20 protein-coding genes and 1 pseudogene are annotated in these 21,306 nt (G+C 61.9%); 10 read left to right on the forward strand and 11 right to left on the reverse strand.

The genetic code is table 11. The features are described from left to right. The 3 genes and pseudogenes from E5W70_RS00675 to E5W70_RS00685 form a co-directional block, all read left to right on the forward strand. Nucleotides 1-541 (forward strand): annotated as a pseudogene (locus E5W70_RS00675) (hypothetical protein); the annotation flags it as partial. Nucleotides 542-848: 307 nt separating this feature from the next. Next, a complete protein-coding gene (locus tag E5W70_RS00680; RefSeq protein WP_292653547.1) occupies nucleotides 849-1,628 on the forward strand; it encodes a sulfotransferase domain-containing protein in 780 nt (259 codons plus the stop codon). Nucleotides 1,629-1,648: 20 nt separating this feature from the next. Then, on the forward strand, nucleotides 1,649-2,338 hold the full coding sequence (locus tag E5W70_RS00685; RefSeq protein ID WP_366509634.1) for a sulfotransferase: 690 nt from the start codon (nucleotides 1,649-1,651) through the stop codon (nucleotides 2,336-2,338). A 30-nt stretch (nucleotides 2,339-2,368) separates the two neighbouring features. Here E5W70_RS00685 and E5W70_RS00690 read toward each other — a convergent pair whose 3' ends face one another. Next, on the reverse strand, nucleotides 2,369-3,583 hold the full coding sequence (locus E5W70_RS00690; protein WP_292653549.1) for a glycosyltransferase family 2 protein: 1,215 nt from the start codon (nucleotides 3,581-3,583) through the stop codon (nucleotides 2,369-2,371). On the opposite strand from E5W70_RS00690, the gene E5W70_RS00695 reads away from it, so the two are divergent. From E5W70_RS00695 to E5W70_RS00710, 4 genes are all read left to right on the forward strand, one after another. Next, the gene (locus E5W70_RS00695; protein WP_292653550.1) at nucleotides 3,551-4,714 is read left to right on the forward strand and encodes a glycosyltransferase family 4 protein; all 1,164 of its coding nucleotides are present in this window, start codon (nucleotides 3,551-3,553) and stop codon (nucleotides 4,712-4,714) included. The genes E5W70_RS00690 and E5W70_RS00695 overlap by 33 nt on opposite strands. A gap of 113 nt (nucleotides 4,715-4,827) precedes the next feature. Next, nucleotides 4,828-5,601, forward strand: coding sequence for a glycosyltransferase family 2 protein (locus E5W70_RS00700; RefSeq protein ID WP_292653551.1), 774 nt, complete (start codon nucleotides 4,828-4,830; stop codon nucleotides 5,599-5,601). Nucleotides 5,602-5,708: 107 nt separating this feature from the next. Beyond that, a complete protein-coding gene (locus E5W70_RS00705) occupies nucleotides 5,709-6,431 on the forward strand; it encodes a glycosyltransferase (protein ID WP_292653552.1) in 723 nt (240 codons plus the stop codon). Between the two features lie 266 nt (nucleotides 6,432-6,697). Continuing rightward, the gene (locus E5W70_RS00710) at nucleotides 6,698-7,735 is read left to right on the forward strand and encodes a phosphatidylglycerol lysyltransferase domain-containing protein (RefSeq protein WP_292653553.1); all 1,038 of its coding nucleotides are present in this window, start codon (nucleotides 6,698-6,700) and stop codon (nucleotides 7,733-7,735) included. 587 nt (nucleotides 7,736-8,322) lie between these two features. Here the strand turns inward: E5W70_RS00710 and E5W70_RS00715 are convergent. The 8 genes from E5W70_RS00715 to E5W70_RS00750 all read right to left on the reverse strand — a co-directional run bounded on the left by E5W70_RS00715 (nucleotide 8,323) and on the right by E5W70_RS00750 (nucleotide 17,143). After that, nucleotides 8,323-9,399, reverse strand: coding sequence for an ABC transporter ATP-binding protein (locus E5W70_RS00715; RefSeq protein WP_292653554.1), 1,077 nt, complete (start codon nucleotides 9,397-9,399; stop codon nucleotides 8,323-8,325). Further along, nucleotides 9,396-10,196 (reverse strand): ABC transporter permease, encoded by an 801-nt coding sequence (locus E5W70_RS00720; protein WP_292653555.1) that lies wholly within the window; start codon nucleotides 10,194-10,196, stop codon nucleotides 9,396-9,398. The genes E5W70_RS00715 and E5W70_RS00720 overlap by 4 nt, the downstream gene beginning before the upstream one ends. 1 nt (nucleotide 10,197) lies before the next feature. Next, entirely contained in the window at nucleotides 10,198-11,058 is an 861-nt protein-coding gene (locus E5W70_RS00725; protein WP_292653556.1) for an ABC transporter permease, read from the reverse strand. A gap of 67 nt (nucleotides 11,059-11,125) precedes the next feature. Next, complete coding sequence (locus tag E5W70_RS00730; protein WP_292653557.1) at nucleotides 11,126-12,145, reverse strand: ABC transporter substrate-binding protein; 1,020 nt, start codon at nucleotides 12,143-12,145, stop codon at nucleotides 11,126-11,128. Nucleotides 12,146-12,227: 82 nt separating this feature from the next. Beyond that, complete coding sequence (locus E5W70_RS00735) at nucleotides 12,228-13,703, reverse strand: aldehyde dehydrogenase (RefSeq protein WP_292653558.1); 1,476 nt, start codon at nucleotides 13,701-13,703, stop codon at nucleotides 12,228-12,230. Further along, entirely contained in the window at nucleotides 13,700-14,758 is a 1,059-nt protein-coding gene (locus E5W70_RS00740) for an LLM class flavin-dependent oxidoreductase (RefSeq protein ID WP_292653559.1), read from the reverse strand. Before E5W70_RS00740 ends, E5W70_RS00735 begins: the two co-directional genes overlap by 4 nt. Nucleotides 14,759-14,763: 5 nt before the next feature. Beyond that, nucleotides 14,764-16,563, reverse strand: a complete 1,800-nt coding sequence (locus tag E5W70_RS00745; RefSeq protein WP_292653560.1) for an alpha/beta fold hydrolase — start codon at nucleotides 16,561-16,563, stop codon at nucleotides 14,764-14,766. Then, the gene (locus E5W70_RS00750) at nucleotides 16,556-17,143 is read right to left on the reverse strand and encodes an amino acid synthesis family protein (RefSeq protein WP_292653561.1); all 588 of its coding nucleotides are present in this window, start codon (nucleotides 17,141-17,143) and stop codon (nucleotides 16,556-16,558) included. The genes E5W70_RS00745 and E5W70_RS00750 overlap by 8 nt, the downstream gene beginning before the upstream one ends. Before the next feature lie 139 nt (nucleotides 17,144-17,282). Here E5W70_RS00750 and E5W70_RS00755 point away from each other — a divergent pair, with 139 nt between their 5' ends. Together E5W70_RS00755 and dusA are read left to right on the forward strand one after the other, a co-directional pair. Next, on the forward strand, nucleotides 17,283-17,954 hold the full coding sequence (locus E5W70_RS00755; RefSeq protein ID WP_292653562.1) for a GntR family transcriptional regulator: 672 nt from the start codon (nucleotides 17,283-17,285) through the stop codon (nucleotides 17,952-17,954). Between the two features lie 200 nt (nucleotides 17,955-18,154). Next, a complete protein-coding gene (gene dusA / locus E5W70_RS00760) occupies nucleotides 18,155-19,147 on the forward strand; it encodes a tRNA dihydrouridine(20/20a) synthase DusA (protein WP_292653563.1) in 993 nt (330 codons plus the stop codon). A 9-nt stretch (nucleotides 19,148-19,156) separates the two neighbouring features. Here the strand turns inward: dusA and E5W70_RS00765 are convergent, their stop codons facing one another. Together E5W70_RS00765 and E5W70_RS00770 are read right to left on the reverse strand one after the other, a co-directional pair. Next, nucleotides 19,157-19,861, reverse strand: a complete 705-nt coding sequence (locus E5W70_RS00765; RefSeq protein WP_292653564.1) for a TIGR02281 family clan AA aspartic protease — start codon at nucleotides 19,859-19,861, stop codon at nucleotides 19,157-19,159. A gap of 13 nt (nucleotides 19,862-19,874) precedes the next feature. Next, a complete protein-coding gene (locus tag E5W70_RS00770) occupies nucleotides 19,875-20,108 on the reverse strand; it encodes a DUF1289 domain-containing protein (protein ID WP_031193575.1) in 234 nt (77 codons plus the stop codon). Nucleotides 20,109-20,305: 197 nt separating this feature from the next. Between E5W70_RS00770 and E5W70_RS00775 the strand changes: the two genes are divergently transcribed. Next, nucleotides 20,306-21,304 carry a nicotinate-nucleotide--dimethylbenzimidazole phosphoribosyltransferase gene (locus E5W70_RS00775; protein ID WP_292653616.1) on the forward strand — a complete coding sequence of 333 codons (999 nt, stop codon included), beginning with the start codon at nucleotides 20,306-20,308 and terminating at the stop codon, nucleotides 21,302-21,304. The last annotated feature ends 2 nt before the right edge of the window (nucleotides 21,305-21,306 follow it).

Genomic DNA, 21,306 nt, shown 5'->3' on the forward strand with positions numbered 1-21,306 from the left:
CGAGCATTTCGTGCCCCTTAAGCCGGATCCGGCCCGGGTCGCTGAACTTCGCGGCCGCTACCGGAAGGAAGGGCGGTCGTTGGTCGGTATCGCGTGGGGCAGCTCCAATCCCGGCAAAGACCTGCCGCCGCTTGCCGCCTGGCGAAACCTGATCGGCCGCCCGGACCTCCGGTTCGTCTCGCTGCAGTACGGCCAGATCGAGACCGATCTGAAGATCCTGACCGACGGTGAGCCGGAGCGCATTCTTCATGACAGATCGGTCGATCAGCTCGTCGACATGGACCTTTTCGCCGCGCAGGTTGCCGCGATGGACGCCGTGGTGACCATCAGCAATACCGGAGCGCATCTGGCCGGCGCGCTCGGCATCCCCTCGGTTTTCATTCTGGGCGACGGCTTCAAGCGCTCCTGGCCGGTCGAGGGCGACCGCACGCCCTACTATCCATCGGCCGTGCTGGTCTCGAAACGGGAACGCCCCTGGTCCGTGGTGATGGACGAGGCCGAGTCCATTCTGGCGCCATGGGTCACAAAAGTGAGTGGCTAATGCATGTCGTCCAAAAGCGCGTCACTGAATAGGCTTCGACGCGATGCGCATTAAGGGGTTCGGCCGACGGACGGACCGCGGAATGGAGCGCCCGTGTCGAACAGTCGTTGCAACAGGCCAAAAAACATAAGGCATTCCGAACCGGGATATAGTAAAGGCCCAATTCGCCCCGCAGAGGATCGCAATTCTTGCTGGCATTTCTGCCTTGTGTTCGAATGAGCCGTAGGCTTAGGCGCCCAGTAATGGGGTTGGTCTGGCCGGCAGCGGTTCGGGCGCCAGCTCTGATAATCTAAAGGAGGTCTCTCCCATGTCCTTTCTAAAATTTTTCCAGGCCAAAGCGCCGCCTCTTCCTCTTATCGTATCCTTTCCAAAATCAGGGCGCACCTGGCTGCGTGTCATGTTGGACGATCTCGGCGTTGAAGTTCAATACATTCACGACGGAACCGACCACAAGTTACTTCGACCGAAATCGAGCCTCAAGGAGAATAAATCTCGATACAAGAAAAGAAGAACAATAATGCTTGTTCGCGACCCAAGAGATACGGTGGTCTCAGGGTACTTTCAGGTTCAGAAGCGCCACATGCTTCCAGCGGGATCGTTCAGCGATTTTATCAGAAGCGACAATCATGGGATTGAAAAGATCATCAGATTTAATCTGCAATGGTTCGCGGCCATGCCCCGGATGCGCGAAATCCGGTATCTTCAATATGAAGATATGCATCGGGATACGGCTGGTGTCCTTCGCGCGATCCTTGGATTCCTGAACCAGCAGGCTGACGATCGGACGCTTGTCGAGGTGGCGAACAACCGAACGTTCGACAAGATGAAAGTGAGTGAATCGACCGGTGATCTGTCCGATCGATACGGCAAGATATTACAGCCGCGCGATGCGAATGATCCCGAAAGCTTCAAGGTGCGCAAGGGCAAGATAGGCGGTTACGGCGAATATCTTTCCGATGACGACGTGGCCTATTGTGACGAGCAGTTGGCTAAGTTCGAATATTGGGAGAAGCTGGACAAGGTCTTTAGCACGAACGGCTTGTGCTACTCTCGCGTCGATAACCGCGCTCGGATCGCCTTGGGTTAGGGAGCATTGCCGACATGGTGATGCGGCCCGGATTCATTTGTGGCTGCGGCCATAGCGGGACGACGTTGATTGCGACGATCCTTGCGTCGCATCCCGACGTCTACTTGCCGCTCCAGGAAACCAACATTTTCTTCAAGTGGACGCCACTGGCCATGTTCCGCTTCTGGAACCTGAAGCGGGCGGCGCTCGATGCTGGAAAGAACGTGCTGCTTGAAAAGACACCGCGGCATATCCGCCGTGTCGCCCGCATTCGCCGGCTCGTGCCCGGCGCGCGTTTCGTCATGCCGGTGCGAGATGGGCGCGACGTCGTAGCGTCCCTGATCAAACGACTTGGCGACCCAAAGGAGGCTCTCGACCGTTGGATCAACGACAATGCGCTGGTGCTTGCGGAACAGGGAAAGCCGGATGTGCTGATCTATCGCTATGAGGACCTGGTCGAGAATCCGGCCAAAGTCGTCGAGCAGATATGCGGCTTTCTCGATGTAACCTTCAGCCCGGATCTCCTCGACTATCACAAGAACCCGCAGCAGTGGTTCAAGCCGACCGACGCCAGCGGCGAGACGCCACATGCGGTGCTCCGGAACCAACAGGTCAATCAGCCGATCTATGACGGGAGCGGAAGATGGCGCTCCGAACTTGGAAACGCCGAGTTGCAGGACCTGGTACAAGGACGAGGTGCCCAGCTTATGAAAGCATTCGGTTATGCATGATGTCGGTTCGGCATCTGCTGGAAATGCCGTCTACCAATCAATTTTGTCGATCAAACCCGTTTTGAACAGGCTGTGAACTCCCTCGTACAGCATTGACTGTTCGCTCATCGCGCTGAGAGCGGCTTTACCGCTCGATACCTCATGATACTGGCGATATTTGGAAGCGCCGTTCCAATACTGGCCTTCAGCCACCGCGACCTGCGCCTTGTCGTTGAAATCGGCGAAGAATTTGAAATGAAGCAAGCCGCCCAATCCCTTTATATAGTTTCGCCAGTAAGGCAGCGGTGAGTGAATCGACGTAAAAATCGTCTGGCGATCAACATATATCAGAGGAAACTTGGTCAACTTGTGCTGCCTGGCGAAAAGCCGGGTCCTCGGGCCGCCTGTGATCTTGAGATGCCGAGGGCTCCTCGTCACCTCATAGCCGCTGCCGTCGAAATGGTCCGCAACTTGCCATGGCGGCACGATGGGATCGAAGGGTACGTCCCAGATGTTTCCGCTCGGATACATGTCGATCATCGGCGCCAGCAGGCGTGTCATTCCGCGCCGCTTGAGCCAGTCGGCCATCGCACCGAGCGGATGCTGATCCATGCCGTCATAGACAAGATATTCGTCCGCATCGACGGTCAGATACCAGCGAGGCTGACCATAAATCTGCACAATACGCTGCCGCCAAAGGTTTCCCAGGTCCGACTGCGAATAGGTGATCGGCGAACTGAATAGATCGACATCTGGCTGCTCGGCCAGAAGCTCAGCTGTTCCGTCTGTCGAGCGATCATCGAGGACGGCGAATCTGGTGACGCCGAGTTCGCGATAGTGCTTCAGGAACGGGCGCAGCCTGTCCGCCTCGTTGCGGATGACGAGGATCAAAGGCAGGTCATTCGCTTTAAGGGGCGTTATCGGCCGCAGCGATGACACTTCTGCCCGTCTTCCGAAGGTGTGTCTCAGCCGATATATGGCGGTGTCGGTAATCGTCCGGCGGACAATGGCGGGCCAGGTTGCTTTGCTCAAGCCGTCGATTCCCCTCATGGCGGTCACCGCCCGGCTGGAGCTGGCGCTGATCCGCTGTTTGCAGTTAATTTCTACATGCAGCACCGTTAGGCAAATCGCAAGCAGTTGCGGAGTTCCGGCGGGTGAGCTTTGCAAGTGTTGCCGATGCGCGCTGGCCTCTATAGACATCGTCGGATGGCAACAGGCCGGAGCCCAGACCCCATGTACGCCGGCATTCGTGGCACCGAAATTCAATTCGACAGGCCGATCCTGTTCGTGCGCCAGCGTTATGCGCCTTTTGGTGGCGGCGAGATCATGCTGGAAAACATCATGGCCGCATTTGCCGCGCGTCAGCGGCCGGTGGCCGTGCTCTCCGGCGACTGGCCGCGAAACGAAGGCATAGAATTCATCCATTGTGCCGGCCGCCGGTTTCCGCGTTCGCTGCGGGCGACGTCCTTTGCTCAAGCCGCCTGCCGCAAGATCGCCGAGATGCCGCCGGCTCTGGTGCAGAGCAACGATCGCCTCCCGTGCTGCGACGTGTTCCGGGCCGGGGAGGGCGTTCATGCCGCCTATCTTGCCGAGCGGCGGCGTTTCGAGACGCGGCTTGGCAGGGCGGCGATGGCGCTGAGCCCCTTTCACCGCCAGACGCTGCGCCTCGAACGCGCAACCTATGCCAGCCCTCGGCTCAAAGCTGTCATTGCCATTTCGAAGATGGTGGCCGACGACATTGTCCGTCACTACGATTATCCGGCGCAAAATGTGCACCATATTCCGAACGGAGTGGACCTCGACCGCTTCAGCCCGCAGCTGCGCCAGCAGCATCGGGCCGCGGTCCGCGCGCGGCTCGACGTCGACGAAAACAGGTCGGTCGTCCTGTTTGTCGGCTCGGGCTTTGCGCGAAAGGGACTGCTTGCATTGATGAAGGCGGTCGCCAGGCTCGATGGCGAGCCTGAATTGTGGGTCATCGGCCATGATTCGCGCGCCAACGCCTTCAGGCAGGCCGGTGACAGGCTCGGTCTCGGCGCACGGCTCAAGATGCTGGGGCCGCAGAAAGACATGCTGCCGTGGTACGGCGCGGCCGATATTGCAGTGCTGCCTTCCATCTATGATCCTTTCGGCACAGTGGTCATCGAAGCGATGGCCAGCGGCTTGCCCGCCGTGGTAAGCACCGGCTGCGGAGCGCGAGAGCTTGTCGAGCGGTTCGAGCCGACGCTCGTTTGCGATGCGGCCAGCGAAAGCGACCTCGCAGCAGCGCTCGCGCACGCGCTGCAGTTGTCGTCACGACCTGAGACCGCAGCCCGGGTGAGAGCGGCGGCCGAACACTATGATTTCAATGTCATGATCAAGCGAATGATGGCGCTGTATGAAAGCCTTGATCTGAAATGATTTTCGACTTTGTTAGATCAGGTTAGTACCGTCAGTGTGCCAACAGGCCGGGAGCCGATGCTGCAGATGCATTCGAATGACAGTGGCAGCTTTGATGCCGGAACCTTCTGACCGTGCCGGCGCTCTCGGTCATTATCATCACCCGCAACGAGGAGGCGTCCATCGCGCAATGCCTTCGGTCGGTCCATTTTGCCGATGAGATCGTCGTTCTCGACAACAACAGCAGCGACAGGACCAGGGAGATTGCCGGTGATCTGGGGGCAAAGGTTCTGATGACCGTTGATTGGCCCGGTTTCGGCGCGCAAAAAAACCGTGCGCTGGCCGCGGCAACGGGGGATTGGATCCTCTCGCTGGATGCCGATGAGTGGGTGGAGGCGCCGCTCGGCGCGGAAATCAGGGCCGCAATCGCCGACCCAAAAGCCTATGACGGGTTCGAAATACCGAGAAGATCGCGCTTTTGCGGGCACATTGTCCGCCATAGCGGCTGGTCGCCCGATCTGGTGCTCAGGCTCTTCCGTCGCCGGTCCGGGCGCTTCAGCGACGACACCGTGCACGAGAAGGTATTGGTGAACGGGAAGGTCAGCCGATTGTCCCAGCCGATCGAGCACGATTCCATTACCGACCTGGCAGATGCCCACGACAAGATCGGCCGGTACGCAGAAGCGTCCGCCGCGCAGCTGCTTGCCGAGGGCAAAAAAAGCTCGATAGGCAAGGCGGTCTTGCGCTCCGTCTGGGCCTATGTGCGCAGCTATATTTTCCGGCTGGGATTTCTGGACGGTTCCATTGGTGCGATGGTGGCCGCGTATTCGGCCAGCTACACCTATCAGAAATGGGCGCGTGTCGCATTGGGAATGCGAGGCCAGGTCCACCCAAAAAAGCAAGGCTGAGGCAGGACAAATCTGTGAGAAACCGGCTTGGTTGACCGCAATTGTTGCCGAGCCATCGCCAACTAGTTAGTGTACGACCGTTAAAATCGAAAGCCAGGGTAGTGAATATGACTGATGCGTTTAGGGTATTTATCGGATGGGACAGCCGTGAGCCGATCGCGTACGACGTCGCGCGGCATTCGCTGCTCAAACAGGCGTCGGCGCCTGTTTCCGTCATTCCGATCAAGCAGGACGAGATGCGTGCCCGCGGGCTGTATTGGCGGGAAAAAGATCCGCTCGCCTCAACGGAGTTCACCTACACGCGCTTCCTCACGCCCTTTCTCGCCGACTACACGGGTTGGGCCCTGTTTTGCGATTGCGATTTCCTGTGGCTTGGTGACGTCGCGGGCCTGCTGAAACATACGGACTCGGACAAGGCGGTCTATTGCGTCCAGCATGATTATACGCCGAAGGCCACGACCAAGATGGACGGCGTGGTCCAGACATCCTATCCCCGGAAAAACTGGTCGTCGCTGATGCTGTTCAATTGCGCGCATCCTTCGGTCAAATCGCTGACGCCAGAGGTCGTGAATCAGGAAAGTGGCGCCTATCTTCACCGAATGCAGTGGGTTGCCGACAAAGATTTGGGCTCATTGCCCGTAGAGTGGAATTGGCTCGAAGGCTGGAACGAAAAGCCTGCGGTCGGCACACCCAAGGCGGTCCACTATACCAGCGGCGGCCCGTGGTTTGCCGAGTGGCAGAATGTCGACTACGCCGACTTGTGGATAGCAGAACGCGACGAGTTCTTGGCTTCCGATCAAGCAGAATCTTCTCAGAGCGCAGTTCGATAAGAGCATCGGCAGGTGACCTGAGCGCTTCCGAAGTGGCATCGATTTTCGTGTCGCCAAGGGCGCAGCAACCAGCCGTCAGGCGCTGGGCGTCGACAACAATGCGCGGTGCGCCTTTGGGCGGGACCGGGGGCAGATTGCGCCTAGGAATCTGGCAGTTTCGGCCGGGTAAGCATGCCGCACCCAGTTAAGGATCAGCTCGCGGCAATATGATCGGTTTGGGGTCCGTCAGCTCTTTCATCGGCCTAGCCGGCACGCGAAAGTCGACCATGCCGTCACTGCGAAGACGCCTCGATCGATTCCTGGAAAACCGCGGGCCTAAAATACCGCGGCTGCAGCTGAACCATGTCGAGCGCCTGGCGCTGGTTCGTCGCCATGGCGATTTTTCCCTTGCCTATTCGACCGCCGTGCAGAAGGGGCTTCATCACTTCGGCGATGCCCACGGCTACATCGCTTATGGCAGCAAAACGCGACATCATTTCGCGCTCGGTGATCCAGTGGCTGATCCGGCCGATCGGCGCGACTATATCAGACGTTTCATCGAGGTTGCCGGCAGCCCGTGGTTCGTGCAGATCGGCGAACAGACGGCGCGCGTGCTTGACGGGCTTGGCTATCAGGTCAACCGCCTCGGCGTCGACACCAGGCTTGTCCTGCCCGGACACGACTTTTCCGGAAAGCGCAATGAGACAGTGCGCTATTCCGAACGCTGGCTCTTGAGGAAAGGGTTTTCCTTCGCGGAGGACAACGGGACCGTCTTCCTCGACGAGATTGCCAGGCTCTCCCATAATTGGCGGGCCGACCGCATCGTCAAGCGCTGGGAGATGAGATTTCTCAACAGGCCCTTTGCCGATCACCTTGGCGTCGATATGCGCCGTTTCGTCCTGCACGGTCCGGATGGGGAGCTCGTGGCCTTGCTGGATTTCGATCCGCTGTTCAGCGACGGCAAGATCATCGGCTACACCACCTCGTTCAAGCGCAAGCACATCGATGCCTCGGCGCATGCCGAGATCGGCCTGACCAAATTTGCGGTCGACCGTTTTCGCGACGAAGGTGTTTCCGCCGTCACCCTCGGCCTGTCGCCGCTTGTCGAAATCGGACCTAGCGGGTTTGCCGAAAGCGATTTCTGGCGGCGCGCCTTCCAGCGTGCCTATGACTCGCCCTGGGTCAATCGCACCCGTTTCAACCTGCAGGGGCAGGCGGCCTTCAAGCGCCGGTTCCACGGTGTCGAAGAGCCGACCTATCTTGCCTTTCGCAAAGGGAGCTTTTTCGAAGCGCTTTCTCTGCTCCGGCTGATCAGGGCCGTCTAGTACCTGGTGGATGAAGGGCTCGTCGTCTCCAAGTATGATCGACCTCACACCGGCCAGGCTGGTTGTTTAGGTGGGAAAGGAATGCCGCGGCGGATGCAAAAGACCGGCTGCGAAGCACCGGACCATTCTGCGGCGTCCCCCAGTCCCGCAGGGGCACTTTGGCAGGCTGAGAACCGCTCCGCATAAGCGCCAGGGGGTCGGATTCACGGTTGCTGCTGCGTACCGCCAGGAATAACGAGGGTACCCTGGCCCGGCCTTGAGTATCTGAAGCCTATGAAGAACAAAGCAACGATGATCAAACAAATGACGATGACCGCGACGACGCTGCCAGGATGGTGTCCGGTATCTGGCGGTTGGACCATTGCCTTCCCGTATGGCTATCGCCGCTGACCTTCTTCATCTTCCAACCGAGCATGACGACTGTCAATGGACAGAGGAGTTGCACCCGCCATCCAATCAGCCGCCGGCAGCGTCGAACACGTTACGCGCTTGCCGACCGAAGCTGATGATGGACCGAACCACAACTTGTCCTAAGCACGCCTCCATCGCTGCGAAGCGTTGGATGGCGGCGATCCACCGCGGCTTAGTCAAGCCGGAAACAGGAACGCCGTCGCCGGATCGAAAAAGACCTGCCGGCTGCAGGGCGACACACCCTGCGATTGCATGGCGGCGGAGGTCGGCCTGATGTCAACCTCCTGTCCAGCGGCGATGCGCGCGACGATCCGCCGGCGCTCGCCGTAAAATGCGATGTCGACGATCTCGACATTCAGTTCCGCGCTCGCCGGGCTCCGCTCCATGCTAAAGGCTTCGGGCCGGATCATCAGCCTGGTCTTCTGGCCTTTGCCGAACGTGCCGTTGGGCCTCACTCCGGATATGACCGAACCGTCTGTCATGCGGATCGTTGCCGTGCCGTTGATGGTGTCGAGATGTTCGGCGGCGAGGAAATTCGAATTGCCGATGAAGCCGGCGACGAAGTCGGTCGCCGGCCTGAGATAGAGATCCTCGCCGGTGCCGGTCTGCTCGATGCGGCCATCCTTGAACAGGGCGATCCGGTCCGACAGATGCAGCGCCTCTTCCTGATCGTGGGTGACATAGAGGATGGTGACGCCGGTCTCGCGATGGATGCGGCGGATTTCGCCCTGGATTTCCTCGCGCAGCTTCTTGTCGAGCGCCGACAATGGCTCGTCCATCAAAAGGATCGGCGGATCGTAGGCCAGCGCCCGGGCCAGCGCGACGCGCTGCTGCTGGCCGCCCGACAGCGCGCCGGGTAAGCGCCCGGCAAAGCTTTCGAGCCGCACCAAGGCCAGCATGTCGGCGACTTTTTTCTTCACCTCGGCGTCCGAGCGGCGGCGAACCCGCAGCGGAAAAGCGACGTTTTCGGCCACCGTCAGATGCGGAAACAGCGTGTAGCGCTGGAAGACCATGCCGATGTTGCGCTTGTGCGAGGGCACTGCAAGCAGTGATTTTTCTTCCAGTAGGACGTCACCGGAACTCGGATCCTGAAAGCCGGCGATCGCATAGAGCGTCGTCGATTTTCCCGAACCAGAGGGCCCGAGGAAGGTCAGGAACTCGCCCCTGGGAATGTCCAGCGTGACGTCGTGCACGGCGACGATCGCCCCGAACGCCTTGCGCAGATTGCGGATGGAGAGGAAAGGGTGGGTCATGTCCGGAACTTTCGCTGCAGCAGCGCCGTCACCAGCATCAGGGCAAGCGTCAGCCCGACCAGCAGGCTGGAGGCGGCGGCGATCACCGGACTGAGGTCCGACCGCAGACTGCCCCAGATCTTGACGGGCAAGGTTTGCAAGCTGGGGCTGGCCATGAAGATCGCCACCACGACTTCGTCCCACGAGGCGAGGAAGGAAAAGATCGCGGCGGAGAAGATGCCGATCCGGATCGACGGCAAGGTGATCCTGAGCCTGGCCTCGAGCGGGCTTGCCCCGCAGACGATTGCCGCGTCCTCGATCGACTTGTCGAACCCTTCGAGCGCGGTGGCGATCGGAATGATGGCGAAGGGCAGCGCCAGCACGGTGTGGGCGATAACGAAGCCGATGGTGGTGCCGCCGAGGCCAAGGCGAAGGAAGAAGGCGTAGATGGCGATGGCGAAGACAACGATGGGCAGCACCATCGGCGTCAGCAGCAGGCCGCGCAGGATCTCACGTCCGGCAAACCGTCCGCGAACCAGAGCAAAGGAGGCGAGCAGGCCGATCGCCACTGCCAGGATCGCCGTCATGGTGGCGATCCGGGCGCTGGTCAGCGCCGCGTCGAGCCAGGCCGGATCGGCAAAAAGCTCCTGGTACCATTTGAGCGTCCAGCCGGGCGGCGGAAAGGCCAGCCAGCGCGACGAGCCGAAGGAGAGCAGGACGATGAAGACCACCGGCAACAGAAGAAAGCCGGCGACCAGCGCGGTGAAGCCGAGCAGGGCAACCCGCAGTCCACCCATGCGGTCATAGTCGAGCAGCATCTCAGATGCCTCCGCTCATGCGCCTGGCACCGGCAAGGCGCAGCTGCAGCGCGTAGAGGGCCATGGTGACGACAAGCAGGATGAAGGCTGCGGCGCTGCCGAGCCCCCAGTTAAGCAGCGACTGGACCATCTGCGCGATCATTTCGGCAAGCATCATGTTCGACGTGCCGCCGAGCAGTGCCGGCGTGACGAAGTAGCCGAGCGACATGACGAAGACCATCAGGCCACCGGCGGCGACGCCGGGCAGCGACAGCGGCAGGAGGATGCGGCGGAACGCCTGGAAAGGGCTTGCGCCGCACAGCGACGCCGCACGCAGCGTCATCGGATCGATCGCCCGCAACGTGCCGACCAGCGGCAGGATCATGAAGGGCAGCATGATATAGACCATGCCGATGGTGACGCCGGTGAGATTGTTGATGAGCGGCAGCGGCTGGTCGATGACGCCGATGGTCATCAGCGTCCGGTTGATGACGCCGGTACGCTGCAAGAGCACCATCCAGGCATAGGTGCGGGTGAGCAGGTTCGTCCACATCGACAGAATGATGATGCCGAAGATGATCGAGGCCAGTCCCGAAGGCATGATCGCCAGCATCCAGGCGACCGGAAAGGCGACAAGGACCGTGACGATGGTGACCAACGCCGCGACCAGGAATGTGTTGAAGAACACCCGCGCATAGGTGCCGTCACCAAGCAGGGCAGCATAGTTCTGCAGGCCTGGCTCGGGCTCCGTGACACTGCGCAAAAGCAGCGCCAGCACGGGGACAACGAAGAACAGCATAATCAGAATCAGGGCCGGCAGCAGGCCATTGAGACCTGCCGGCACCCGCACCGTTCCAAAGTTCCGGCGTGTTTCGACCGACATGACAGCGACCCGGCTACGGGACGAGACGGCGCGAACCCGTCTCGTCCATTGCGGTTCAAGGGCGGGCTTATTTCGCCTGCCAGGCATACCAGCGCGCGGCGATGGTGTCGCGATTGGCGGCCCAGTAGTTCATGTCGAGATTGATCTGTCCGTCGACATGAGCGTCCGGCAGCGATTTCACGGCATCGGCCGGCATTTCTGCCTTGGCCTTGGTGTTGATCGGCGCATAACCGCTGGCTTCGGCAAATTTGGCCTGGCCGGCGGGGCTGCTCGCCGCGGCGAGGAATTTCATCGCCGTATCCTTGTTCTTGGCACCCTTCGGTACCACCAGAACGTCGGCTGCGGTCAGGTTCTGGTTCCAGGAGATGCCGACATCGGCGCCATCCTTGTCCAGTGCGAAGACGCGGCCGTTCCACAGCTGGCCGAACGTTGCTTCGCCGGATGCGATCAATTGCTGCGACTCCGCCCCGCCACCCCACCAGACGATGTCCGACTTGATGGTGTCGAGTTTCTTGAAGGCGCGATCGAGATCCAGCGGATAGAGCTTGTCCGCCGGAACACCATCGGCCAGCAGCGCGATCTCGATGACGCCGGGCGCCGACCATTTGTAGAAGGTCCGCTTGCCCGGGAACTTCGTCAGGTCGAACATGTCGGCCCAGCCGGCCGGTTCACCCGAAACGGCGCCCTTGTTCCAGGCGAGCACGAAGGAATAGTAGAAACTGCCGACGGCGTGATCGGTGGTGAAGCGCGGATCGAGGTCGGCCTTCGGCACGGTCTTGAAGTCGATCGGCTCGAGCAGACCGTCCTTGGCCGCCTTGATGGCGAAATCCATTTCGACGTCGACGACGTCCCAGTTGACGCTGCCGCTATCGACCATCGCCTTCAGCTTGCCGTAGTCGGTCGGGCCGTCCTGCATGACCTTGATGCCGGATGCAGCGGTGAACGGCTCGGCCCAGGATTTGGTCTGCGCTTCCTGGGTCGTCCCGCCCCAGCTGGTGAACACCATGTCCTCGGCCTTTGCGGCCGTCGTTGCCAGAACTGTCGTTGCAATAAATCCGGCAAGGATGCCGGTGATGATCAGTTTCATGTCGTTCTCCTCTGTTGTTTTCGTTGTTGTCTGTTCGCGATCGGTCGTTTTCGCCTTGATCGCGCATCTCCGGCCAGCGGCGCTACCGCATGACAAAAGGATCGGGAATCGGGTCGTCGGAGGTGCGTATCCACACCGATTTCGAACGCGTGTAGTCGCGGATCGCATCGAGGCCGCCCTCGCGGCCGAGCCCGGATTGGCCGTAGCCGCCAAACGGAGCCAGCGGCGAGACCGCCCGATAGGTGTTGATCCAGACCACGCCGGCATGGATGCCGCGCGCCATGCGGTGGGCTTTTGCCAGATTGGTGGTGAACACGCCGGACGCCAGGCCGAACTTAGTGTCGTTGGCGAGCGAGAGCGCTTCCGCTTCGCTGTCGAAGGCAAGCACCGAGAGCACCGGGCCGAAGAGCTCTTCGCGCACGCAGGCAAGGGCCTGATCAGGCGCGTCGATAATCGTCGGCGCGTAGTAGAAGCCATCCGCCATGCCCGTGGGGCGGATGCCGCCGGTGACCAGTTGCCCGCCGGCGGCCAGGCTTTCAGCAACGATCTTCTCTATCCATTCGCGCTGGCGCGAGGTGGCGAGCGGTCCCATTTCGGTCGCGTGATCCTGCGGATCGCCAATCCTGATTGCCTCGGCCTTGCGCTTGAGCCGGGCGAGGAATTCGTCCTTCACGGAGCGCTGGACCAGCAGCCGCGAGCCGGCGACGCAGCTCTGGCCGGTGGCAGCGAAGATGCCGGCAACGACCGCGTTGGCGGCGCTGTCCAGATCGGCATCGGCGAACACCACGACCGGGCTGTTGCCGCCGAGCTCGAGCGTCGTGAAGGCGAGGTTTTCCGCCGTATTCCTGACGATCTGCCGAGCGGTCGAGGGACCGCCGGTGAAGGCGACGCGGGCGACGAGTGGATGACTGGTCAGCCGGTGACCGCAATCGTGGCCGAAGCCGGTCAGGATGTTGACGGTCCCGGCGGGAAATCCCGCCTCATGGACGAGTTCGGCGAAGGCCAGCAACGGGGCAGGGCCGTCTTCCGATGCTTTCAGAACGATGGTGCAGCCGGCCGCCAGCGCCGGCCCGAGCTTGACGGCGGACAGGAAGAGCTGCGAATTCCACGGCACAATGGCGGCGACGACGCCAATTGGCTCCGGCCGGATGGTTACTTCCATGTCGGCCTTATCGATGGGGACGAATGAGCCCTCGTGCTTGTCGGCCAGCCCGCCATAATAGCGGTAGTAGTCGCCGACATAGGCGATCTGGGCGCGGGTCTCGCGGATGATCTTGCCGGTGTCGCGCGTCTCGAGTTCAGCCAGCCGGTCGGCATTGGCGACCATCAGATCGCCGAGCCGCACCAGAAGCTTGCCGCGTGCCGTTGCCGTCATGGCCGGCCACGTGCCGGAGCCAAGCGCCCGGTGAGCGGCTTCGACGGCGCGGTCGACGTCATCCGACGATGCAGCGGGCATCTTCGCCCATGGTGCGCCCGTCGAGGGATCGATGCTGTCGAAGGTCGCCGCCACTTCGACGAAGCTGCCGTCAATATAGTTCCTGAATTGAGTGGTGCTCATCGCAATCCAACTTTCGGCCCGGAAAAGGCCGGCATCACCCTGTCGATGAAGAGCTGCAGCGATTTCTTCTTGCGCTGATGGGAAAGGCCGCTGTCGATCCAGATCGAATACTGATCGTAGCCGAGCGCTTCGTAGGCCTTGAGCCTGGCGATCACCTCGTCGGCTTCGCCAATGACCAGGTTCTGCTTGATCTTGTCAGGCGCATATTGCGGCAACGCCACGATCTCGTCCTCGGTCAGCGCTTCCATTATGCCCTGGTGCACCGGCTTCTTGTTCTGGAACCAGGCGCCGAACTGGCAGTAGAACTGCGACAGATCCTGCGCGAGCCGGTCAGCATCCGCGGCGTCCTCGGCGACGAAAGTATGCATAAGCAGCATGATCTCCGGCCTTGGTACGTCGGGATGGGCATTGCACGCCGCGTTGAAACGCTCCATCAGGCTGGCCACTTCGTCATCGCCCGAGGCAAGCGGCGTAACCTGGACGTTGCATTTGCTGGAAACCGCAAAGTCGTGCGAGTTCGGATCGCGTGCGGCCACCCAGATCGGCGGATAAGGCTTTTGCAACGGCTTGGGCGACGAGGTGGTTGAGGGAAACGACCAGAACTCGCCGGCGAGTTCGAAATCACCATCCCAAAGGCCCCGGATCGCCGGCACCATCTCGCGCATACGCTGGCCGGCGCCCCAGGCCTCGAGGCCTGGGAAAAGTCGCTGGTATTCATAAGCGTAGGCGCCGCGCGCAATGCCGATGTCGAGACGGCCTCCGGTGATGACGTCGGCCATCGCCGCTTCGCCGGCAAGCTTGATCGGGTGCCAGAACGGCGCGACGATGGTTCCTGTTCCGAGCCGGATGCGCCTGGTTTTGGCGGCGAGCCAGGCGATGTTGATGAACGGGTTCGGCGAGATGGTGAATTCCATCCCGTGATGCTCGCCGATCCAGGCGGTCTCGAAACCTGCCTCTTCAGCCTGCACAACCAGGTCTTCCAGCTCGCCGACAAGCTCGGAATGCGGCTTGGCCAGATCCGATCGCTCCATGTGCACGAAAAGCGAAAACTTCATCGGTTTCACCCGCGGCCGGAAAGAGGAATTCGAGAAGGCGAGGGCTTGGCGAGCGGCCGGACTTCGCCTTCGACCTCGTTGCCGACATAGACGCCGAATGCATCTTCCGTACGTTCGCGTGCATAGCGGGCAAGCATCGAACGCACTGCGGGATCGGCGATCTTCAGATCCGCGATCTTCTCGATGTCGACAAGCTGCATCTGGCGATCGTCGCAACAGGGGTCGTCGACCGTTCCGCGATAATAAACATGCGTGCGCCAGGGTTCGGCGGCATCGTCCCACACCGCGAACAGGAAGCCGAGCTGGGCGTCTATTGCCCTGGCGGCAAGGCACCCCTTGAGGCTGCGCGCTTCGTTGGGCGTGCCCAGTCCGCGTCCGGCAGGCAATTCATGAAACCCGTCGGCCGTTTCGACGAACAGCACACGGCCATCGTTCTCGAGAATGGCGCCGACCTCCGTATCGGGGGGCGCTGCCGCCAGCGCCTCCTGGCTGAGGCCGGGCGTGACGTAGGTGCCTCTGCAATAACCGAGGGGCTGGGCTCCGTTGTGACTGAAGTCACGGACGCGGCCGATGAGGATCGAGTGATCGCCAGCATCGACCAGCTGCTCCATGCCGCAATCGAACACCGCAACGCAGCCGTCGATCAGCGGATTGCCGGTGCGGCCCGGTTGCCAGGCCACGGCCGCGAACTTTTCCGCTGCTTTGGAAGCGAAGATGCCGGAATGGGCCTTCTGGTCCTCTGACAGGATGTTGATGGCGAAACCTCTCGATGTCGAAAAAGCACTGTGCCCCAGCGCCCTCTTGGCGATGCAGACAAGCACCAGCGGCGGCTCGAGCGAGACCGAGGTGAAGGAGTTGGCGGTGAAGCCGCGCGGTTCGCCTTCCGCTCCGATCGTTGTGACGATGGTGACACCGGTCAGGAAGGAGCCGAGCGCGCGCCGGAATTCGCCGCTGTCAAAGACTGCATCCGTCTCCGGCTTCACGCCAGCGTCTCCTGCCGTGTCGAGAAATTCCATGATGTGTTTGGTCACTTTTTCAGGTGAAGCCATTGCCATCATGTGCCTTTCTCCATTGAGCACGAGGCATTGACCGTGCGGCGCTAGCCTCGCCATCGCCGCCGACATGGCCGGGGTCGAATTGCTGTCTTGCGACCCGGTCATGAACAGGGCCGGTGCGGCAAGACCGGGGAGAGCATCGGCGTGCTCAGCATCGGCATGGGCAAAGAGGCGATAGGTGCGCGCATAGCCTTCGGGGTCGACCCTTTCAAGGGCGGCGCGCGCGGTGGTGGCCGCCCCGATAAGGTTCGCCGGCAGCGGGTCGCCGAACCAGCGGGCAAGCGTAGCCGCAATGGCGGAAGGGTTGCCATGGGTGCCAAGCGCGGCCGCACGCTCGCGCACGGCCTGCGCCAAGGCCGTGGGGCGGCGGAATACCGCGTTAAGACAGACGATGGAGCGAACGCGCGAAGGGGTGCGAAGGGCGATCTCCAGAGCGACCAGCGCGCCCATCGAATGGCCGACGATCGACACCGACGCCACGCCAAGATGGTCGAGCAGGCGAACCGCCTGATCGGCGAAATCCGACAGGCTGGCTTCTTCCGGCGGCAGCGGTGAAACGCCGTGGCCGAGCATGTCGATGGCGATCAGGTCATGATGGTCTTTCATCGCCGCGATCTGATCGTGCCAGATCGCGGCGTTCATGCCGACACCGTGAATGAGCAGAACCGGCGCGCCGGAGCCGGCGCGGATGAAGCCGGTGCCGTCCGGAGCCGTGTCCCGGACCCATGCGGTGGCAGCGACGTCAGCCATGCAGGTCTCCGACCTCCTTGAGGTCCTGATAGCGGTCGCCGATACGATGGTGCGGGCGGCCGCCAATTGAAGCGCCAAGCGCCACCACCAGTTCGTCGGGCGCGGGCGCGTCGCCGATTTGGAAATGTAGGGTCAGATAGTGGGAGCGGCGGCCTTCGTCGTTCTTGTCCATCAGCGGGATCATGATCGGGGTGTTCGGCCCTCCGCGCAGATTGGTGAAGGCGAGATAGGTCTTGGCGCCGACCGCGCGACGGTAATGGTTGCCGAAATGCAGCGTATGGATCAGCGCCGATGCGTGCTCGATCTCGCCCGCCGTGCCGCAGACCGCGGCCTTGCCATAACCCTCTATTGCCTCGCCGGAACCGGCAACGGCGATAATCTCGCGGGTCAGCAGTTCGCCGAGGACGGGAGCAATGACGCGGATCTCCGGCGACAGGTCGTCGGTGAAACCGCGGCCCGCCCAAGGGTTTGTCAGCACGGCGGCGACGCTGATCAGGCGCAACGGTTTTGGGACTTCCTTGCCGCCCTCGATTAACGTGTTCTCGATGTAGGTGACGATCTTTCGAATGGCTGGTTTCATGAAAGTCCTCGGGCGCCATGGCGCCGTGCAACGCCGAAATCTTTACACCATCTTATGGTATACCATACTATGGAGCACCAGAAGCCTTGTCAATCGGCTATGGAATCTGTTTTGTGGCCGGATCGGATAGGGAGGGAAAATGTCAGGCGATACGCTGCGGATCGACCGCTCTGCCAAGACGCTGAGGACGCTGGCGCTGGAGCGCATGCGTGAAGCGATCATGGACTTCCATTTCCAGCCTGGTGAAAGGCTGGTCGAGCGGCCGCTATGCGATCAGCTCGGGGTGAGCCGTTCCGTCGTGCGCGAGGTGCTGCGGCAGCTCGAGGCGGAAGGCCTGGTGCAGATGGTCCCCGGCCATGGGCCCGCCGTGGCCAAGCCGGATCTCGGCCGCACCGACGAAATCTATGAATTGCGGGCGTTGCTCGAGGGCATCGCGGCGCGGGCTTGCGCCCTGACGGCCACGGACGCGCAGATCGCCTCGCTCGATGCCGCCTTGACGAACCTGCTTGACGCGTGGGCGTCCCGCGCGCCGGTCGAAGTGATGCGGGCAACGACCAAGTTCTACGAAACGCTGTTCGAGGCGGCCGACAAGCGCATTGCCTGGGAAATCGTGACGGGGCTGAATGTCCGGATCAATCAGCTCCGCTCAATGACGATCGCATCGGAGAACCGCCGCGAGCCGGCGATCGCCGAAATGACCGAAATCATGGATGCAATCCGGTCGCGCAAGCCGGACGAGGCGGAGGCGGCGGCGCGGCGGCACGTCGAATCCGCGTGGCAGATCGCCCGCAACACGCTTCGCCTTGGCTGACTGGTATACCGCCAACGCGGTTCATCGTTCCATGGCAGGCGTCTAATTGGTGCGTGCAGCGAGGTGTGCGACGTGACCAAATTGCTTTCAGTTGCGGCGACAAAATCGTATATCGGGTTTAGTCGGGTGTGCATCTCTTGCCAAATTGCTCTGTCATTAGAACGGAGTATCGGACGGACTGAGACAGAGAAAATAGTAAAATGAATATGTTACGCCACAAAGTTGCCGTGGCGCCGATGATGGATTGGACGGATAGACATTGCCGGTTCTTCCATCGCCAGCTGACGCGCGAGGCGCTGCTCTACACCGAGATGGTGGTGGCCGATGCGGTCATCCACGGCGCACGCGAGCGGCTGCTCGGCTTCGACGACAGCGAACATCCGGTGGCGCTGCAGCTCGGCGGCGCCGATCCTGGAAAGCTGGCCGAGGCGGCGCGCATCGGCGAAGCCTTCGGCTATGATGAAATCAACCTCAATGTCGGCTGCCCGTCCGACCGCGTCCAGTCGGGCACCTTCGGCGCCTGCCTGATGAAGACGCCCGTGCTCGTCGCAGATTGCATCGCGGCGATGAAGGCGGCGGTGAAAATACCGGTTACCGTCAAGTGCCGCATCGGCGTCGATGAGCAGGATCCGGAACCGGCACTTGATGCGTTGGCCGACGGTGTTTTCGCGGCCGGCGCCGACGCCCTGTGGGTGCACGCCCGCAAGGCCTGGCTGGAAGGTCTGAGCCCAAAGGAAAATCGCGATATCCCGCCGCTCGACTATGGCCGCGTCTATCGGCTGAAAGCCAGAAAACAAAACAAATTCATTGGCATCAATGGCGGCATTCAATCTCTCGCAGAGGCACTGACGCATCTCGACCATGTCGATGGCGCCATGCTCGGCCGCGCCGCCTATCACACGCCAGGGATACTGACCGGCATCGATACCGCGTTTTACGGCGGCACAGCTGGGCCGTTCGATTTTGCCGCACTGATCGATGCGATGGCGGACTACGCGGCACGCCATATCGAGCAGGGCGGCCGGCTGGGGCATGTAACCCGGCACATGGTCGGGCTGTTTCACGGCCTGCCCGGTGCACGCCGCTACCGCCAGGTCCTTTCCACCGAGGCGACAAAGCCGGGTGCGGGACCGGAGGTGCTCAAGACGGCTTTCGCAGAGGTCGATTTCGGCAGGACCGCAGAGGCGGCCTGAGGAGAAAACTTAATCCCGCAAAATCATGCGATCACCGCGGACGTCGAAACCCGATAGCGAGCCGATGAAATTCATGCCGAGCAGGCTCTGACCGAGCGTGCCGGGTGCGGCGATCATGATGGGCATGTCCCTGCGCACGATGCCGCCTATCGACAGTTCATCGGTTCTTACGGCGGCGGCGCGTGTCATGCCATTGGCGGTAGAGATCGGTATGGTGAAGCGGAGAGCCGCCGAATTGAACCCCGCGGCCAGTGCGTCCTCGGCGGTCAGCACGGTGCTGGTCGCGCCGGTATCGACAACCGTCAGGATCGGCGTGCCGTTGATCGTGACGCGCGCTTCGAAATGGCCGCTGCCGGCCTTGTCCAGGGTGACGGTGGCATGGCCTTCTTCCACGCCCAGCGCCAGCGGACTGCCGGGAACAAGGCCGGCGGTGATGCGGCTGGCGAAATCCTGCAACTCATAGCGGTACTGATAGCCGGCTATCAGCACCAGCACGATGGCGCCCCAGGCGCCGAGGCTGCGGACCATGGTGCCCAACGGCCTGCCCGATCTGAGCAGGCCGGCGCCGACCAGCGCCGCTAAAGCGCCAAGCCAGATCAGCTGGCTGAAATCGTAATTCTCAATGCCGAATGTACTGCCGGCGGAATCGTTGAGCATGAGCAGGAGTACACCCGCCCCGATCGCGACGATCAGAATCCACAACAGTCGGTTCATCTCTGCGGCCGGTTCACGAGAGGGCGTCGCGTTCGCGTGCCATGCGGCTGCGACGGGTTTCCCGGCGGGGGCGTCGCTCGACCGTTTCCAGCCTTGCCGGCAGCTCGGCCATGACGCTGCGGCGGGTTTGTGGGGTCATATCGATCCAGGCGGCGATTTCCTCGCGCGTGCGCCCGCAACCGAAACAGAAGCCGGTTTTCATGTCGATCGAGCAGACCAGGATGCACGGAGATTCAATGGCCGTCATCGGGATTTCCTTGGCTAGCCTCCACATGGTGCAACGACAAAGTCAATGCAAGCCCTCCGGGATGCGCCGCCAACGGGTGCTTTCGCGTCAATACCGCCAAGTTGTACCGGGCCTGGAGGTTGTGCCGGCTTGAGGTTGTGCCGGCTGGCCAAGGCGGCTATGCCGCTCACCAATTCACAGGGACGATCGCCATCGACATGACCAGCGCGCTGCCTTTCGACGATTTTCGCGAACTCCTGATGAGCCTGCCACCGGCAGATATGGTGGCCGAGGCCCGCGTGCGCCAATTGTTTGCCAAAGCAGACAAGCCCAAAGGCTCGCTTGGCCGCATCGAGGACATCGCCGTCTGGCTCGCCGGCTGGAGCGGTCGCGCGCCGCCGGCGGTGACACGGCCATTGGTGGCGATCTTTGCCGGCAATCATGGCGTCACCCGCCACGGCATTTCGCCGCGCCCCGCCGCCGCCACGGCAAATGCAGTCGACCTCTGCGCCGCCGGCGGTGCAGCGATCAACCAGATCTGCATCGCTCACGATCTCGGCTTGAAGGTGTTCGATCTGGCTCTGCACATCCCGACAGCCGACATCACCGAGGATGCGGCACTGGACGAGCGCGGTTGCGCCGCCACCATGGCCTTCGGCATGGAAGCGATTGCCGGCGGCACCGACCTGCTTTGCCTTGGCGACCTCGGCGTCGGCAATTCGACTGTCGCCGCAGCCCTTTGCACGGCACTGTTCGGCGGCACCGGCGCCGACTGGGTTGGCCCTGGATCGGGGGCGGACGCGGCGATGCAGAGGCGCAAGGCGGAGGTGGTCGATACCGCGGTCGCGTTTCACCGCGCGAGCCTCAAGGACCCGCTGGAAGCGCTGCGCCGGGTCGGCGGGCGGGAATTCGCCGCGATCTGCGGCGCCATTCTGGCGGCGCGGATGCAGAAGATCCCGGTGCTGCTCGATGGGTTTGCGGCGACTGCGGCCGCTGCTGTCCTACATACCGCCAACCCCGCCGCGCTCGATCATTGTCTTCTCGCAAGCCTGTCGCCGGAGCCTGGCCATGCCAAGGCCGCCGAGCGCCTTGGCCTTCGCCCGCTGCTCGATCTGGGCGTCAGTCAAGGCGAGGGGGTAGGGGCGGCTCTTGCCGCCGGTCTGGTCAAGGCGGCCGCGCTGACCAGTTCAGGCATGGCAGCCGCGGTCCGCGGTTAAGC

It is taken from the genome of Mesorhizobium sp., assembly GCF_005063415.1.
In the GTDB taxonomy this organism is placed as follows: domain Bacteria; phylum Pseudomonadota; class Alphaproteobacteria; order Rhizobiales; family Rhizobiaceae; genus Mesorhizobium.

Coding starts and splice junctions, on each gene's coding strand:
- E5W70_RS00680 (WP_292653547.1), top strand. CDS start 849: ATGTCCTTTCTAAAATTTTTCCAGGCCAAAGCGCCGCCTCTTCCTCTT.
- E5W70_RS00685 (WP_366509634.1), top strand. CDS start 1,649: ATGCGGCCCGGATTCATTTGTGGCTGCGGCCATAGCGGGACGACGTTG.
- E5W70_RS00695 (WP_292653550.1), top strand. CDS start 3,551: ATGTACGCCGGCATTCGTGGCACCGAAATTCAATTCGACAGGCCGATC.
- E5W70_RS00705 (WP_292653552.1), top strand. CDS start 5,709: ATGACTGATGCGTTTAGGGTATTTATCGGATGGGACAGCCGTGAGCCG.
- E5W70_RS00710 (WP_292653553.1), top strand. CDS start 6,698: ATGCCGTCACTGCGAAGACGCCTCGATCGATTCCTGGAAAACCGCGGG.
- E5W70_RS00715 (WP_292653554.1), bottom strand. CDS start 9,399: ATGACCCACCCTTTCCTCTCCATCCGCAATCTGCGCAAGGCGTTCGGG.
- E5W70_RS00720 (WP_292653555.1), bottom strand. CDS start 10,196: ATGCTGCTCGACTATGACCGCATGGGTGGACTGCGGGTTGCCCTGCTC.
- E5W70_RS00725 (WP_292653556.1), bottom strand. CDS start 11,058: ATGTCGGTCGAAACACGCCGGAACTTTGGAACGGTGCGGGTGCCGGCA.
- E5W70_RS00730 (WP_292653557.1), bottom strand. CDS start 12,145: ATGAAACTGATCATCACCGGCATCCTTGCCGGATTTATTGCAACGACA.
- E5W70_RS00735 (WP_292653558.1), bottom strand. CDS start 13,703: ATGAGCACCACTCAATTCAGGAACTATATTGACGGCAGCTTCGTCGAA.
- E5W70_RS00740 (WP_292653559.1), bottom strand. CDS start 14,758: ATGAAGTTTTCGCTTTTCGTGCACATGGAGCGATCGGATCTGGCCAAG.
- E5W70_RS00745 (WP_292653560.1), bottom strand. CDS start 16,563: ATGGCTGACGTCGCTGCCACCGCATGGGTCCGGGACACGGCTCCGGAC.
- E5W70_RS00750 (WP_292653561.1), bottom strand. CDS start 17,143: ATGAAACCAGCCATTCGAAAGATCGTCACCTACATCGAGAACACGTTA.
- E5W70_RS00755 (WP_292653562.1), top strand. CDS start 17,283: ATGTCAGGCGATACGCTGCGGATCGACCGCTCTGCCAAGACGCTGAGG.
- dusA (WP_292653563.1), top strand. CDS start 18,155: ATGAATATGTTACGCCACAAAGTTGCCGTGGCGCCGATGATGGATTGG.
- E5W70_RS00765 (WP_292653564.1), bottom strand. CDS start 19,861: ATGAACCGACTGTTGTGGATTCTGATCGTCGCGATCGGGGCGGGTGTA.
- E5W70_RS00770 (WP_031193575.1), bottom strand. CDS start 20,108: ATGACGGCCATTGAATCTCCGTGCATCCTGGTCTGCTCGATCGACATG.
- E5W70_RS00775 (WP_292653616.1), top strand. CDS start 20,306: ATGACCAGCGCGCTGCCTTTCGACGATTTTCGCGAACTCCTGATGAGC.